13 protein-coding genes and 1 tRNA gene are annotated in these 15,736 nt (G+C 45.0%); 4 read left to right on the top strand and 10 right to left on the bottom strand.

Annotated features, from left to right (window positions below):
• The first annotated feature begins 61 nt into the window (after nt 1-61).
• A tRNA-Tyr gene (locus tag BCT49_RS11675) sits at nt 62-146 on the top strand.
• Between the two features lie 111 nt (nt 147-257).
• Here BCT49_RS11675 and BCT49_RS11670 read toward each other — a convergent pair.
• The 3 genes from BCT49_RS11670 to BCT49_RS11660 all read right to left on the bottom strand — a co-directional run bounded on the left by BCT49_RS11670 (nt 258) and on the right by BCT49_RS11660 (nt 3,920).
• A complete protein-coding gene (locus BCT49_RS11670) occupies nt 258-1,787 on the bottom strand; it encodes an SgrR family transcriptional regulator (RefSeq protein WP_102435338.1) in 1,530 nt (509 codons plus the stop codon).
• A complete protein-coding gene (locus BCT49_RS11665; protein ID WP_102435337.1) occupies nt 1,788-2,807 on the bottom strand; it encodes a Gfo/Idh/MocA family protein in 1,020 nt (339 codons plus the stop codon).
• 204 nt (nt 2,808-3,011) lie between these two features.
• The gene (locus BCT49_RS11660; RefSeq protein WP_102435336.1) at nt 3,012-3,920 is read right to left on the bottom strand and encodes a Tim44 domain-containing protein; all 909 of its coding nucleotides are present in this window, start codon (nt 3,918-3,920) and stop codon (nt 3,012-3,014) included.
• A gap of 197 nt (nt 3,921-4,117) precedes the next feature.
• Here BCT49_RS11660 and BCT49_RS11655 point away from each other — a divergent pair, with 197 nt between their 5' ends.
• The 3 genes from BCT49_RS11655 (at nt 4,118) to BCT49_RS11645 (ending at nt 7,682) form a co-directional block, all read left to right on the top strand.
• Complete coding sequence (locus tag BCT49_RS11655; protein WP_017110059.1) at nt 4,118-4,708, top strand: TetR/AcrR family transcriptional regulator; 591 nt, start codon at nt 4,118-4,120, stop codon at nt 4,706-4,708.
• 17 nt (nt 4,709-4,725) lie between these two features.
• Nucleotides 4,726-6,600, top strand: a complete 1,875-nt coding sequence (locus BCT49_RS11650) for an MFS transporter (RefSeq protein ID WP_102435335.1) — start codon at nt 4,726-4,728, stop codon at nt 6,598-6,600.
• A gap of 161 nt (nt 6,601-6,761) precedes the next feature.
• The gene (locus BCT49_RS11645; RefSeq protein WP_102435334.1) at nt 6,762-7,682 is read left to right on the top strand and encodes a YeiH family protein; all 921 of its coding nucleotides are present in this window, start codon (nt 6,762-6,764) and stop codon (nt 7,680-7,682) included.
• Nucleotides 7,683-7,825: 143 nt separating this feature from the next.
• Here BCT49_RS11645 and BCT49_RS25840 read toward each other — a convergent pair whose 3' ends face one another.
• The 7 genes from BCT49_RS25840 to BCT49_RS11615 form a co-directional block, all read right to left on the bottom strand.
• Entirely contained in the window at nt 7,826-7,990 is a 165-nt protein-coding gene (locus tag BCT49_RS25840; protein WP_198595848.1) for a hypothetical protein, read from the bottom strand.
• 155 nt (nt 7,991-8,145) lie between these two features.
• On the bottom strand, nt 8,146-9,576 hold the full coding sequence (gene menE / locus BCT49_RS11640; RefSeq protein ID WP_102435333.1) for an o-succinylbenzoate--CoA ligase: 1,431 nt from the start codon (nt 9,574-9,576) through the stop codon (nt 8,146-8,148).
• 52 nt (nt 9,577-9,628) lie between these two features.
• Nucleotides 9,629-10,636: an o-succinylbenzoate synthase gene (gene menC / locus BCT49_RS11635; protein WP_102435332.1), complete on the bottom strand. Its 1,008-nt coding sequence runs from the start codon at nt 10,634-10,636 to the stop codon at nt 9,629-9,631.
• Nucleotides 10,637-10,709: 73 nt separating this feature from the next.
• Complete coding sequence (menB, locus tag BCT49_RS11630; protein ID WP_010439547.1) at nt 10,710-11,576, bottom strand: 1,4-dihydroxy-2-naphthoyl-CoA synthase; 867 nt, start codon at nt 11,574-11,576, stop codon at nt 10,710-10,712.
• Nucleotides 11,577-11,678: 102 nt separating this feature from the next.
• Nucleotides 11,679-12,479: a 2-succinyl-6-hydroxy-2,4-cyclohexadiene-1-carboxylate synthase gene (gene menH, locus BCT49_RS11625; protein ID WP_102435331.1), complete on the bottom strand. Its 801-nt coding sequence runs from the start codon at nt 12,477-12,479 to the stop codon at nt 11,679-11,681.
• Nucleotides 12,480-12,488: 9 nt separating this feature from the next.
• Nucleotides 12,489-14,213 carry a 2-succinyl-5-enolpyruvyl-6-hydroxy-3-cyclohexene-1-carboxylic-acid synthase gene (gene menD / locus BCT49_RS11620; protein ID WP_102435330.1) on the bottom strand — a complete coding sequence of 575 codons (1,725 nt, stop codon included), beginning with the start codon at nt 14,211-14,213 and terminating at the stop codon, nt 12,489-12,491.
• Nucleotides 14,210-15,517 carry an isochorismate synthase gene (locus BCT49_RS11615; RefSeq protein WP_102435329.1) on the bottom strand — a complete coding sequence of 436 codons (1,308 nt, stop codon included), beginning with the start codon at nt 15,515-15,517 and terminating at the stop codon, nt 14,210-14,212. The genes menD and BCT49_RS11615 overlap by 4 nt, the downstream gene beginning before the upstream one ends.
• Nucleotides 15,518-15,736 lie beyond the last annotated feature (219 nt).

Raw genomic sequence — 15,736 nt, 5'->3', positions numbered from 1 at the left:
TTGATGGGCTTATGGGAAAACATCAATTTAGGCTTACTTTGTGAAGAGTAAGACACACCCTGGAGGGGTTCCCGAGTGGCCAAAGGGAGCAGACTGTAAATCTGCCGGCACTGCCTTCGATGGTTCGAATCCGTCTCCCTCCACCATATTCTTCTTAATTGGAAAATCGAAAAGCCAACTCATTGAGTTGGCTTTTTTCGTTTCTGGCTTGTTGATTACTTATTTCTTATTGATCACTTCCTTTGAACCATCAGTGCTTAACTGTCTGAAATCCATAATTTATTCAATTCACACCAGCCAAAACCATTCACTTGTACGCCTTGTATCCGCTCTGATACTTCTAATCCAAACGCTTCATGCTTAAGATCAGTAACAATATCTACCTCAGACAACCAATGACGACATTTAGCTAGTATGGCTAGCGAACGACTGTAATCAGGCTGCTGACGAATCAACGAAAGATACGTTCGCATCGTCTCCAAGATCTGCGAATCTAAATTGAGAGTAGAAAACGGAAAGCGAGATAAGAAGCTAAGCCAAGCGCTCAACGGATCACCTTCGTCAATAAGACTGCACAACACCACTCCTTCGATCTTGGTGTAGTTTCCGTATTCGATTAACACCAAATTATCATCAGGTGAAGCAAGGCTTGTAAAAAGTTTTTGGGATTCCGATGTATCTTCAACCGTCACTGTTTGGGTTATTTCGTTAGTCTGACTGAGGGCTTGGATCTTCAAAAATATGGAATAGTTTTCACTCGGTACGGCACTGGTTTTTTCTGGCATTTCAAGGCACAGCTTGTTTTCAGCGCATACCTTACTCGTTGCCCATTCTGGGTACACCCACAGCTCGATACTGTTCAAAATAGACACATGATGTGAATAGAGTTTATTACGACTTAGACGGAGCATGTTCTCTGAGAACACATCGAGAGAAAAAGCACCAGATCCATTGAGCTTTCCAGATATCGACGTTTGAAATATTGACGCTTCTACGCGCGACAAAAGCCTTGGTAAATGCCAGTCCGTTTCATTCAAACGCACTTCCACGGTATTCTCTGAATAGAGATCCACGGCGGCTATATGCTGATAACCAAGACGCCAATGCTCACTCTGAGTCAAAGATTGAAGGCAGCGAACAATATCCTTGCTCAATAAAAGGCTGCCATCATGAAAATGCACGTCATTGCGAATTTGAAAGCGCCACACTGTCGCATCTTCATTTGATTGCCAGTGATAAGCCAAATCACCTCGAACTTGGCTATTCTTAGCCTGGTCATTCCCTGCTTGGTTATTCTCAGTTTGGTCATTCTCTACATAGGTAAGGCGCTGGCACACTTGGCTCACTAAGAAGCGCTCAGTTCGTCGGAGCACCTTATGAGGATGAAGTTGTTCTAGCTTTCGATGAAATGGGATATAGGCCCGACGCGCAGCTTGATTGGCATGACTTAAAAACGACTGCAGCTCTAGCCCAGCATCCCTTCCGCCAAAACTCAGTATTGGAAGCATTTGCTCCACACTACCCGCGTCTGACAACTCGCGAACCAGCGTATAACACGCATCGATAGGTTCAACGAGGCATGTTAATAACGCTTTTTTGTTGCGACCTGAACTCGCCTGCCACTCAACCCAACCTTCCCTTACCATCGTTTTGATAATGGTTTGAACATGACGCTCACTGACGAACAACAGCGCCGCCAACTGACTGATCTGACATCGCGAGGTTCCAGGGCCAAACGCCTGAAATATCTGTTCGTAAAGTTCGAGTTGTCGCTTTTGGTTTGCCATCTATTTTTCTGAAGTCTTTGTCTTAGTGAGGTGTCCGTAGCCTGCATTCAGCAATGCTCGTTCCATTGTTTCGATAACCTGTAAAGAGACATCAGAGAGTAGAACATCAGAGTCGGTCTTGTTATCACGTACCAACTGAGACATATGATCAATCTCGAACTCGAAACCATTTCCCACTACTTTATGCTGAATGGTGTGTTTTGTGCCCTGATATTCAATGTCTATTGTCTCTGGGTTCCACCACTTATCTCTTATCGTGATCGTTAGTTCAGGCCCACGCAATGTAGCAGAGCGAGGTAAATTAGAAACGATAGACGCCGATATTTTCCCTTCAATACCTTGAGAGAACGTAAACAAAGAATCAGTATCCACATTCGATTGCTTGTACATACTCGACATATCAACCTGAGGCTCTGAAGGCGTTACGCCTAAGCTTCGACATAAATCATAGTAAAACCACAGTCCATAAACCCCAACATCAAGTGTCGCACCACCCGAGAGATCTGGGTTGAATATAAACAAGTTGGGATCATAGTCATGTTCGTTGCCAAACCCAGCTTCAATCGAGGTAATCTGCAGATTGTTTTCAACAAGATAAGATTTGAGCTCACGGTACGCTGGAAACGCCACAGTTTTCATCGCTTCCAATAACAAGACCCCATTTTTGTCCGCTAGGGCTTTCATTGCCAACCAATCCGCGAGATTAGTAAACGCAGGCTTCTCTACCAATACATGTTTTTTGTGACTCAGAAACAGCTCTGCCAACGGTTTGTGGTATGGGTGAACCGTGGCAATGTAAACTGCGTCCACATTCGGGTTGTTGGCCATCTCTTCATAGGAGCCATAACTCAACTCACAACCAAAGTTCTGACCAAACGCGTTTGCTCGTTCAGAGTCCCTAGAAGCGACAGCGTAAAGCTCGCCATGTTCAGAGTGCTGAGTGAGTGCGGTTGCGAACCTTTTCGCTATGTTGCCTAAACCAGCAATACCCCATTTCACCGACGTTGTGTCTTCGCTCATCATATTACCTAATCAATTGTTTGGTATCAGTTTACTCAGAACTCATTCAATGAAATAGAGAACAAATAAGCCAACCTGTTCATGATTTATCTCACCCGCTCACAAAGAAAGGGAAATTACCGTTTTCTTTCCATAAAAAAACGCCTACTGATTGCTCAGTAGGCGTTTGATTCAAAGACTAAATTGAATGGTATTTAGTATAGATTAACCTTGAATACCAACAATTAGCCATGGTGCATTGTCAGTAGTTAGATCACGCTCTAAGTGCCAGATATCTGTGATATCTTCTTCAACACCATCCGCAGTATCACGGTAACGACCGCTAAACTGTAGGCTTAATTGAGCCTTGCTACCGTCATGGTCAGCACGAACGATTTCAGCATCAACGTACATTACGTCTGTATGTTGCTCACCAGAAAGCTTATCACGCTCAGCTTTAAGGTCTTCGAATAGGCTTGGAGAAACGTATTCTTCAATTGTATTCAACTCGTTGTGGTTCCATGCACCTTGCAGTGTACGGTAGTGTTCACGCGAACCATTGATGAAAGCTGCTTGATCAAAGCCCGGTGGGTAATTGTGTGGAACATCGCTTTGCGCACCAAAACCAAAGCCGCCAGCAGCGCCTTGAGATTGAGGTTGTGCTTGCTCGAAGTTATGAACATTTGGCTTTTGCTGCGGTTGTTCAAACTTGTTCTGACCCATGCCGCCGAATGCTGGCTGTTGGCCACGTGCATTCTGCTGGTTCATGGAGCCTTGCTTCGCCCCCAACATTCCGCGTAGGAATTTGAACGCAAGGAAAGCAATCAGACCCATAATCAGGATATCCATAAACTGGATACCTTCAAATGCGCCACCGAAGAACGCAGCTAATAGACCACCAGCAAGTAAACCGCCTAGCAGACCACCCATAAGGCCTTTCTTGCTAGAGTTAGCTGCTGTGTTCTTACCAGTTTGATCTTGTCGGATCGCATTCGTATTTTGTTGTTTTGGTGCTGGAGCCGTTTTAAAGCTTTTGCCAAATGACTTACCACCACCAAACTTTTTCGCTTCCGCGATTGGCGTCACCGCGACTGTTACCAACAGGATCGCGACTAGTGAGAAAAATCGTTTCATTATTATCCTTTATAGGTTTCTTTATCTTTCGACACCTTAATCATACTCGTTAACAAAGAACAATGAAATATTCACTGCGTTTACACATGTATCATAATATTGCGGTTATTAATTGTTTACTAATGTAGCTAAAGGATTGACGGCACTCTGGGGCAGCATTAAAATATTGAACGATGTTCATTTACTAGATACTACTCATGGCACGAAGAAACGATCACACTCGAGAACAACTGGTTCAGCTCACCTTAAAGACGGTGACGGACTTCCTAGAAGAGCACTCTTATCACGAGTTAAGTTTACGCAAAATCGCCAATATGATTGGGTATGTACCGAGTACTCTAGTGAATGTGTTTGGTAACTATAACCTGTTGCTTTTGCACGTTGTTGCTCAAACACTAGACGAACTCGCCTCTGAATCCGCATCAGCCGTAGAGAAATCAAGCAACCCACAGCAAGCGTTATTCAACCTCGCTTATTGCTACCACGACTACGCACAGAAAAATCCTCATCGCTGGCAGCTTATCTTCGAACACAACATGAATGGTGAAAACCTTCCTGAGTGGCAATCTAATCGAATCGATAAAATGACGGGCATGCTAGAGCAATTATTAATGGCCATTGCGCCTGAACACACCGAAAGTGAAGTTGTGAAAGCAAGCCGCGTGTTATGGTCTGGTGTTCACGGAATAACCCTGCTGAGTGTTGATGATAAATTTTTCGCTTCTGAGCCTATTGATGGTAAAGAACTGATTAATAACCTAATCTCAAACTACCTCACCAACTGGTAATCATCAAAGGACAGATAATGAACAATGACAGCCAATCCTCGCTGTTAGCCCAAAAAAGGTTCCTACCCTATTTTATTACCCAATTTTTGGGAGCCTTTAATGACAACATCTTCAAAAATGTCCTGCTGCTCTTTGTTGCCTTCGCAAGCGTAGACACCTTGCCAATTTCCAGCAACTTGTTCATTAACTTGGCCGCTGGTCTTTTTATCCTGCCCTTCTTTCTCTTTTCTGCTTTAGCGGGCGTCTTGGCGGATAAGTACGAAAAATCTTGGTTCATTCGTAAGGTGAAGCTTCTTGAAGTCGTGATCATGTCACTGGGTGCCATTGGTTTTATCTACGAAAGCTACGCGATTTTGCTGCTATTACTGTTTTTAATGGGAACACAAAGTGCCTTCTTTGGCCCTGTAAAATACGCCCTACTTCCTCAACAGTTAGAATCGAAAGAACTGGTTTCTGGTAACGCTTTGGTCGAGACTGGCACCTTCTTAGCTATTTTGATCGGCACCTTAGGCGCCGGAATCATTGCCTCAGAAGAGAATTCAAAGCTGATCGCTGCAGTCTGTATTGTGACGTTTGCGGTGCTCGGCTATTTAGCCAGTCACTTTATCCCTGAAGCGCCAAGCAATGCACCTAATCTAAAAGTGAAGTGGCAACCCATTACACTGACACGCCAAACGCTCGCGATTGCTAAGAAAGATCGACCTACGTTCCAAGCACTGATGGCAATAAGCTGGTTTTGGTTCTTAGGGGCGACTTATCTCACTCAGTTTCCCAACTTCACCAAGGTTTACCTAAACGGCACGGAAAGCGCTGTCGCGTTTTTATTAGCACTGTTTTCAGTCGGTATTGCCATTGGTTCATTGGCTTGTGACAAATTATCCAACCACAGGATTGAGATCGGCATTGTGCCCATGGGCAGCCTAGGTATCTCTATTTTCGGGTTTTTAATGGCCGTTTCGATACCAGATGCACTTCCTGAATTCGATTCGTTCAAAAGCTTCGTGTCTTACTCTGAATTATGGCCTCTGTTCACCTATCTACTGCTGCTTGGCATGTCGGGTGGTATTTTCATCGTGCCTTTGTACTCTTTGATGCAGTTTAGAGCCAAACCCAATGAGCGAGCGCAAGTTATCGCAGGCTTGAACATCTACAACTCACTGTTCATGGTGGGAAGCGCTGTTCTTGGTATCGTGTTCCTGAGTGTTCTACAGTTTTCAATTCCACAATTGTTCGCCCTACTCGCGGTGTTCAATACTTTAGTTATGTTTGCTCTGTTTTATCAGGTGCCGATCTATGCCTTCCGATTCTTCACTTGGGTGGTGACTCACACCATGTACCGTGTGAAGCATAAGAACCTGCATCACTTACCAGAAAAAGGCGGTGCGCTGATCGTCTGTAATCATGTGAGCTATATGGATGCATTACTGCTGAGCGCCGTTTGCCCTCGCTTGATCCGCTTTGTGATGGAGGAAGATTACGCCAAACTCCCACCATTGCGACGTTTCTTGAAAAGAGCTGGGGTGATTCCAATCTCCGCTACAAACCGCAGTTCGATTCGTAATGCTTTCAAAGAAGTAGAACGCGCACTGCATGAAGGCCACATCGTGTGTATTTTCCCAGAAGGAAAGCTGACCTCAGATGGCGAAGTAGCAGAGTTCATGCGTGGAATGGAACTGATCATCCGACGTTCACCTGTACCTGTTATCCCGATGGCACTCAAAGGTTTATGGGGAAGCTACTTTAGTCGCTTTAAAGGCAGTGCATGTAAAGGTTTGCCTAATCGATTCTGGACAAAGATCGAGATCGAAGCAGGGAAACCGATTTTGCCGAAAGATACCTCTTGTGAAACATTGCGCCAGTCGGTTGCAGAGCTTCGTGGATCATTGCGCTAAGCAGAGCCATCCCGACAACTCTTTAGCTAAATATTAGAGCATAAGAACAAGCGTTCAGTTTTACTTAACGTTTGTTCAATTCATTTAGACTTACTTACCATTGTGTTACACGTATAGTCTTCCACTACGCTGCCAATACTAGACGCGACGACCTAAATATAATGAATCTAAAAAAGTCTGTTCCATTTTATCTTGCTGCTCTGTTTTGCTTAACCCCATGGGTGAGTTCACCGACGGCACTCGTGATCGGTTTCCTGCTTGCAAGTTTAGGTTTAGTCCCTGAGCACCTAGAAGTAGGCAAACTCACCAAGAAGCTACTGGCCTACTCAATTGTCGGCTTAGGTTTTGGCATTCAGTTTGAAAAAGCACTGGCAGTAACAGGCGACGGTATTGGTCTGATTGTCACAACCATCATTGGCACGCTGGTGATTGGTTGGTTCTTAGCGAAACGAATGGGACTGGATCGCACCACGGGTTACCTGATCTCTTCTGGTACCGCAATTTGTGGTGGTAGCGCCATTGCCGCCGTAGCCCCAGCCATTAAAGCAGACGATGAACAGATTGGTTTAGCGTTAGCTACAGTGTTCGTGTTGAACTCAGTTGCCCTTTTCTTGTTCCCGATGATTGGCCATGCGCTAGAGCTAAGCCAACAGACTTTCGGAACATGGGCTGCAATCGCGATTCATGATACATCTTCGGTTGTTGGTGCAGCATCAGCGTACGGCGAAGAAGCACTAACCACAGCAACAACATTGAAGCTAGCACGCGCACTTTGGATTATCCCAATCGCGTTAGTCAGTGCGATGATCTTCAAGAATGATCAAAAGAAGATTACGATTCCTTACTTCATTTTCTTCTACTGTGCTGCTATCGCTATTAGTGACTTGATGCCACAATTTGAGATGGTCTACCAAGGTATCTTTGATGTGTCTAAGCGTGCGCTGGTAGTTTGTTTATTCTTGATTGGTTGCGGTATTTCAGTTGAGAAGCTTAAAGCGGCAGGGCCGAAGCCACTGATGTTTGGTATTACAATGTGGACGATGATTTCGACAGGCTCATTAGCGTGGTTAACTCTCGCCTAATACACCTACACCTAATACGCAAAGCAGCCCTGTAGATTGGTTCATGTGTTAACCAGACACACAGATTAGCGAATAACAAAATAAAAAGGCAAAGCTCAAATGGGCTTTGCCTTTATCGTATATATTCATTGTTACAACAGTCACTAGTCAAACACAGGCTTATCACTCTTTTGATTCTCCCTTTTCATCAAAACAAGTACCACAACCAATACAAATGCAGTGAGTTCAGCCAACGATCGCGTCAGCCCAGACGAAGTAACTGCTTGGCCTATCTGCAGTAAAACCGCAATGATGAGGGCAATTTTCATAATAAGACCTTATTCTATAATCCGTTATTTATAGGGCTTATTATGATGGATGGTTATAAAGATAATAAATTCTGTTTTGAACTATCTAATTGCTAAATTAACTAACCGGCTCTCAATCTAGCAAACGACATACATCTTCCAGTGTTCTTCGGCTTTTAGTTTCTATGCTGAAACAACCAAGCTGCTAAACCTGCTCTCGATACTTTGATCCCCTGCTGTTCTTGCTCAGGCATCTGATAATACTTAATTGGAAACTTGAATCGCTCTAGGCTCCCTTGTAACTGCTCTGCAAACCAACCTTTGGTAGGTAGTTCATCGCAGTCGACAATCGCAATCGGTCTAAAGCCAAATTCACTGTCTTCAACAGGGACCACAAAGGCTTGTTTAACTTCAGGTAATTGGTTGAGTGCTCGCTCGATTTCTTCACAGTGGATGTTTTCACCGCCGGAAATAAACTGATTATCCGCTCGGCCAATAATCAACACTTGTTCGCCATCCCATTCACCGAGGTCTTTACTGTCGAACCAACCTTGGTCATCCACCAGTGGCGTTAAGTCACCTTGATAGTAATAACCAGAAGCAAGTGTATTACCGCCAATATAGATGCGCTGCTCTTCAATCTTCAATTGGCGCTGGTCGAGAACAAAGCCTGCCGTTTTGGTGCCATCGACGGGTTTCGCGGTCACTGTCGAAGCCGCTTCTGTCATGCCATATCCAAGCCAAGTTTCGATACCCATTTGTTGAGCTTCAAGCCCTAGCGCTTCTGGAATATGACTACCACCTAAAAGCACATGAGTTAAAGTAAGTGCTTGCTTACTTTGTAATAACCTATGCAGTTGAGTAGCGACTAAAGAGGCATGACTGCAACTTTCGATATCGGTTTCGAGCTTACCTTGACCTATTTTGATACAACCACCAGCAGCTAACCAACGATGGACAATCGCTAATCCCGATACGTGGTACATCGGTAAGCTAAGTAGCCAAGTGTCAGCTTGTTCAAAGTGAAAAACGTCGAGTAAACCGTTCGCTGAACATAAGTGTTGCTGTAACGTGTGCGCCACCGCTTTCGGATTTCCGGTAGAGCCAGACGTGAATACGATGCTCGCTAAAGATTGAGGATTAAAGTTAGGATTTTTCGGTGTTGTTAGTTTGTCATTACCATCGACCTTAACTTCGTTCAAGCAAGGTAAGGTCACCAATATCGTCTTGAGGTCAACAGCATCAGAATGATCTAACCCACAGCTATCTAATAACCACAGGTAACGTCTGTCTAGTTGACCATAAAGGGATTCAAGCTTCTGCGTTAAACGAGCTTTTGGCTGAGGCATGGTAAACGCACAAACCACCCCTAAATTTAAGGCCGCAAGATACACTGGAATCACTTCAGCTTGGTTCTTACCGGCAATCGTCAGTACATCACCTTCACATAAACCTTGATGGGATAATTGTTGTTGGTACTCACTCACTAACACTGAGACTTGCAGCCAAGTGTAAGCCCAGTCAGGAGTCACTAACGCTGTTTGATGTGGGTTTTGCTGCGCCCACTTTACCCAGAGCGGGTGGTGAATAGATTGTGGGCGCATCATAAAATAACCAAGTTATGGATTGAAAACGGTCTAAGCCAAACGAACAATCAGCCTAAGAAGACCAAATCAATTGCTGCTGTTCAAGCGTTGAAACTGGAAGCTGGCAACCCGGCCAAGAGACTTCTAGCTGTTGCTGATACAAGCCAATTGTATCAAGTCCTGGGACTTCATTAGGCAAGTATTGTTGTGCCAATCGAGCAATCTGAGTTAAGCCAAGGCTCGACTCTATGCTTGAACTTAGTACTGGTTTGATACCAAGTTGCTGCGCGCGTTCAATGATAGCGACACAACGTTCTACCGAACCAATTAGAGTTGGTTTAATCACTACCGCTTTAACACCCGTAAGGTCGCTGAGATTAAACTCAGGGCTTCTTACCGCTTCTTGTAGTGTCTCATCCCATGCAATCGCAACACCATGGTCAATGGCAAATGCCAAGCTGTCTTCTGGCTTCTGACAAGGTTCTTCAATAAAGCTAATACGTTGACGCAGTGAAGGCGCAATGTACTTGATAAACTGCTTAGCCTTTTCTGGCTTCCACGCACGGTTAGCATCAAGTCTTAGGGTTAAATCAGGAATCGACTCAAGGAATAAGCTCACCAGCATGCCATCACGGATCGCTTCATAAAGGCCAACTTTTACCTTAGCAACCTTCTCGCCTTTCATCTCATTGAGCACAGGGATCAACTCATCAGGATCGCCAGTACACAAAGGCGCAGCTTGGTAGTTACCTTCTGCGTTAAGTTCGCCGCGTAGTTCCATCATCGCCATCGAAAAACCGAAGGCAACAGAAGGATATAACTCATCAAAAGGCGTTTGAGGGTTATTGTGGCTCCAAAGCTCTAGTTCGTGTTGCAGTTGAATACCGGCTTGCTCGGCATCTTCTAGGCTAAAACCTGGCAGAGGTGCAACTTCACCAAAACCAGTTTTACCATCACACTCAAGTTGGATAATGTAACCAATTCGTTCGCTCAACTTATTATCACGAAGTACTACACCACTATCCATAGGTAACTGATAACGGTAGAGTTTCGCGTGACGCTGAGAATTCACTGAGTTCATAAGGTGTCCTAAAAATGGGAACATCAAAACAAAACGAGCCGCTATTTAGCGACTCATTCTGAAGAGGAAAAGGCTATGGGTTACGCGGGAATTTGTCGAAATCAGGTCGACGTTTCTCGTTAAACGCATTGCGACCTTCTTGGCCTTCCTCTGTCATGTAGAACATCATGGTTGCGTTACCCGCCAACTCTTGAAGACCGGCTTGGCCATCACAGTCAGCATTGAGTGCCGCTTTTAAGCAACGCAGCGCCATTGGGCTGTGTTGAAGCACTTCACGACACCAACGAACGGTTTCTTTTTCTAGATCAGCAACAGGTACGACTGTGTTTACTAGACCCATGTCCAATGCTTCTTGAGCATCGTAGAAACGACATAAGAACCAGATTTCACGCGCTTTCTTCTGGCCAACGATACGCGCCATATAAGAAGCACCCCAACCGCCATCGAATGAGCCTACTTTAGGACCCGTTTGACCAAACTGTGCGTTTTCAGCTGCGATTGTAAGGTCTGCCATCATGTGAAGAACATGACCACCACCTACTGCCCAACCCGATACCGCTGCGATAACTGGTTTTGGACAAGTACGAATTTGACGTTGGAAATCAAGCACGTTCAGGTGGTGTGTACCTGAATCATCTTGATAGCCGCCGTAGTCACCACGAATACTTTGGTCACCACCAGAACAGAACGCCTTCTCACCAAGACCCGTCAAAATGATTACGCCAACCTTCTCGTCATAACGAGCATCAGCCAATGCATTGATCATCTCTTTTACGGTTTGTGGACGGAACGCATTGTGAACTTGAGGGCGAGCAATCGTGATTTTCGCAATACCGTCGTCAGACTTGTGATACTGAATATCTTCAAATTGACTGCTTTCATCGCGCCAGTTAACTGCTGCGTAAAGTTCTTCTTCTGTGATGCCTACTGTTTTAGCCATGGTGATTCCCATTGTTCTATTAGAGACCACGACTAACGAATAGTCGTGACGGTGTTGCTCTGCTTTTGATAGTGCTTGATACGAGAGAACCGCTCAGTCAGTTTAGCGACGACTGGCGATACATTGGATGATCAGGTTGGAAAACAGCTCTGGTTGTTCGAAATGAACATTATGACCAGCGTAATCAACCTGACTATATTCAAAGCCACTATTCTCAGCTAGCTCCATGAATTTACGATCTTTTTCACCACACACATAATGCAATTGATGCTCATGAGACTTCAATGTGGCACGTAAATCCGGTTGCTTAGCTAACGAAGTAGATAACAACATATTTGCTACGGATACTCCAAGGTTACCACTACGCTTTATGACCAAAGTTTGTCTTTGCTCATGATTTAGTGAAGAAAAGACGCTTTGTTGATACCAATCGTCTAAAACATCTTCAATCGACTGCTGCGCAAAGCGGACAGCCCACTGCGTATCATGTACTAACCTTTGTGCTCGTTCTTCATCACGCTCAAGACCAAAGTTGCCACCTTCAATAATGACTTTCTCAAGATTGAGCGTTTCGAAGCAAGGGCTTGTCACCCCATACATGGCAAGCCTGCCACCCATAGAGTAGCCAATCACCACGATAGGGTAATCTGCAGGGAGATCGTTGAGGACAAGTTGAGAAGTGATGCACTGAACGATTTTCTTGCAGCAATGATCAAAGCCTACCGGATCAATAAAGCGACTTTGTCCATGCCCGGGCAAATCTATGCAAAGACGAGGAAAATCCTCTAGATATGGATGACATGCGCTCCAATCATCCCCGCTTCCGAGTAAACCATGTAGAAAAACAAGCAAAGGTTTGTCAGAAGATTCTTGTACAGCTGGGTAATAATTGGAGTAAAGCATGTAAAGTCCTTAGGCTAATGCCTCGGTGAGCATTGAACTGAATTGTTTCAGCAAAGTAGACGCTTGTTCGGGAGGCGTCTTAACTTCAACGAGCAAGGTACCCTGACCCTGTTCGAAATGTTGTTCGATAATCGTTTGATAGCAATTCAAAGTTTCTGGCGCCGCATAACCAAGCTGGAATTGTGCAGTGGCATGTTCAAAACCGAAACCATGGGGCATTTGATATAGAGATTGTTTTTGTTGCTCAGGAACGGGCAACAAGTCAAAGATTGCACCGCCATCATTGTTGGTCACAACAATAACCATCGGCGTTAGATTGTGAGTAAGCAGAGCCAGTGAGTTGAGGTCGTAAAGCAAAGAGGTATCGCCAATCAACATCATCAAAGGGTTCTTGTTGGCTTTTACCACGCCCGCAGCCGTCGCCACCAAGCCATCAATGCCCGATGCGCCACGATTACTGTAAACTTGATTCGCAGATATTGATGACAGCATATCCACCAGCCTTACCATCAAACTATTTCCCACAAATAGCTCTCTGTCTTTAAGTCTAGTCGACAAGTCAACTGCAACGCTCAACTCGGTCAGTTGGTCATTATTGGATATTTGCGCCAACGCTAATTGTTGAACCGTATTCGCGATTTCTACCAAAGGTGCCGCCCAACCTGCATGCTGACCTAACAAGGTAGGTAAATGCTGCTCTGACACCCATGACTCGATATCAGCAACGATATGGGTTTGAGGCAGATGATCTTGGTTGATTCGGTGCGAGTCCGGTGACACAACAATGTATTGTGATGAGCAGAATGATGATGCTTGCGACTTTATCCAGTGATTAAGGCGCTTAGAAACAATGCGTTCACCGAACTGAAGGATGAAATCACATTGTTTAAGTTGTTCTTTCGCTACACCACTCTGCATCCACAGATCATAATGTTTCCAATCACTTGTGACTCCTGATTGAGGGTCGCAAAAAACTGGCCAGCCTAATGCAGTGGCAAACTGCTGAGCTTTTGTCGCTTGTTCAATATCTAGCGAACCGAGAATAACCACACCCTTACGTCCAAGATACTCACCTGGAGCGATGGGTTGTGTGTTCACTTGATTAGGTAAAAACGTTTGGCTGTAACAACCTATTCCCGACTTCCACCCAGCGACACTGGAGGTGTATTCCGCATACATTTCCGCGCTATTCGCAGAATATAGAGGTTCTGGGAACGGACAATTGATATGAATAGCACCACCAACATTACGTTGTTTCGCCAGCACGTTATCAACTGATGTCAGAAGCCAGTTCAAAGAAACTTGTGTACTCGGGCTTGGTAAATTTAAAGCACTTTCAACATGGGAAGAAAAGATACCCTGCTGCTGAATCGCTTGGTTAGCACCACAGTCGACTAAATCAATTGGTCGATCGGAGGTCAGCAAGATCAGTTTTTCTCGTGTCAGCCCAGATTCAGCCGTCGCAGGAAGAAGGTTTGCGACAGCAGTACCAGAGGTCACAATCACTGCAACTGGCTTATCACTGGCTTTTGCCAAACCTAACGCGAGAAAGCCAAGCCCACGCTCATCAAAGTGCGTGTGCAGTGTCAGTTTGGGATTGGCTTCAGCTTCAAGTGTTAATGGTGTTGAGCGCGAGCCCGGTGCAACACAAACATGTTCAACGCCGCTGCGGGCTAGTTCTTCAAGTAATGTGTGACACCAAACTCTATTTAATACGGCTTGGTCGTGGTTCATGACGCCACACCCAGCGGTGGGTGATCTGAAATTAGGCTGAGCAGAGTCGACATCTTCTTGTTCAACTCTTGCCACTCATGTTCAGCAACGGATCCCGGCACGATCCCCGCACCCGCGAACAGTTGTACTTGATCGTTTACAACCAAGGCACTACGAATCGCGACACAGAATTCGGCGCGTTGATGGCTGATATAACCAACAGAGCCGGCATACCAGCCTCTCGCAAACGGTTCATGTTCAAGTATGAAATCCATCGCTTCTTTACGAGGTAATCCCGCAACGGCAGCTGTTGGTTGTAATGACGCAAGCAACTGGACACCGTTAACGCCAGTATTGAGTTTAGCGTGAATATTACGCTTGAGGTGCTGCACCTTACGCAAACGCACAAGTCGCGCCTCTTTTTCAACGTGGACCGTTTGAGAATGAGGAGTGAGACGCTCAATGATATCGTCGACCACATATTGGTTTTCATTGAGGTTTTTACTGTCTTGAGAAAGCCAGTTAGCTAACTCCATATCTTCTGTCGCGTTTTCTCCGCGACCAATGGTTCCCGCTAGCGCTTCAGTATCAAGCTCAGTGCCGTATCGGCTGTACAAGCGCTCTGGCGTTGAGCCGATAAAGCTGTGTTTGGAATCCAATACCAACATAAAGTGAAAGCTGTGATGGTTTTGCAAGTAGCTAGCCTTGAGCAACTGAGCCGCGCAGATTGGCGCATCCAATTGCAATGTGGTTTTACGAGCTAATACGACTTTCTTATATTCTTCGTCGCTGATGCCCTGAAGTACTTTATCAACCAAATTGCCCCACTGTTCTCGTTCTGGAACGTGGTTAATCTGCTCAATATGCGCCGACAAAGGAGCCAATATCGCCGCTTCTACAGAAAGCTTATTCAAAGCATTAATGGAAGCAACGCGATCAGGAGACAAATTAACCGCTAGCGACCAAGTGTCATCAAAGCGAATTAATTCAACCTGAGGAAGGAAGAAAAACGATTCCATGCAACGGCGGTTCTTTGCGGTATGTCCGTCAAATGAACGTCCACCCCAAATTCGTTGGTCTTCACCAAGAATGGCATACGCGGGAGCAGGATCGGAGAAAGTGTGCAGTTGACCGAGCGCGACCACTTCTTCACGAGTGTCGCGTGACTGCCAATAGAACTTTGGAAAGAGCGGTTGAGCATGAAGCCATTCTATAAATGCAAACGATGGTTTTTGCGTTAGAACTTCAACACAACGAACTTCACTTGCTTGGGCATTTTGTACTCGCTCAATCAAAGCGGAGATAGTTTGCTGGAAATGTGACAAATCGACCTCGTTCACATCTAAATTATTATTATATTAGTTTGATACTTTATGGGCAGCACCCACTTAGATCAAGAATGTACTATATCTTTTGAACATTCGTGTGATTTTAAGCAATCCAGCCTCTTTATTCATCTTAGCTAATAACAAAGAAAGCGATTAATTAAAATTTAGAAAAGAGTGACAACAAAAAGACCAAACGTGACACTGAAATGCGACATT

Origin of the sequence: Vibrio lentus (assembly GCF_002875945.1) — a bacterium.
Lineage (GTDB): Bacteria > Pseudomonadota > Gammaproteobacteria > Enterobacterales > Vibrionaceae > Vibrio > Vibrio apostichopi.
This window is presented reverse-complemented; position numbering and strand designations above follow the sequence as displayed.